1 protein-coding gene is annotated in these 460 nt (G+C 51.7%); it reads left to right on the forward strand.

Going from position 1 to position 460, the window contains the following annotated elements:
• Positions 1-122: 122 nt before the first annotated feature.
• Positions 123-460 (forward strand): LysR family transcriptional regulator (locus ACU8YC_RS27155; RefSeq protein ID WP_446896281.1); only part of this gene is annotated, 338 nt, incomplete at its 3' end.

Below are 460 nucleotides of genomic sequence, written 5' to 3' on the forward strand. Positions count from 1 at the left end.
GTCATTATATGCCTCTTATTTAATTTGCAGGTTTTAGCTATCCAGATGTTTACACCGCTATATTTCGCAAGTACTGTATATTCCTCAAGCGCAATTTGTTCATGTCGAAGTGAAGGACTTTCATGATCGAGATTAAACACCTGAAAACGCTCCAGGCGTTGCGGAATAGTGGTTCGCTGGCAGCCGCCGCAGCGACGTTGCATCAGACCCAATCCGCTCTTTCTCACCAGTTCAGCGATCTGGAGCAGCGCCTTGGCTTTCGACTCTTTATCCGTAAAAGCCAGCCGCTGCGCTTTACGCCGCAGGGCGAAATTTTTCTGCAGCTGGCAAATCAGGTGTTGCCGCACATTGGCCGGGCACTGCAGGCCTGCAACGAACCGCAGCAAACCCGGCTGCGAATCGCCATTGAATGCCACAGCTGTATCCAGTGGCTGACGCCCGCGCTGGATAATTTTCGTGC

Source organism: Citrobacter sp. VF227 (assembly GCF_052950715.1).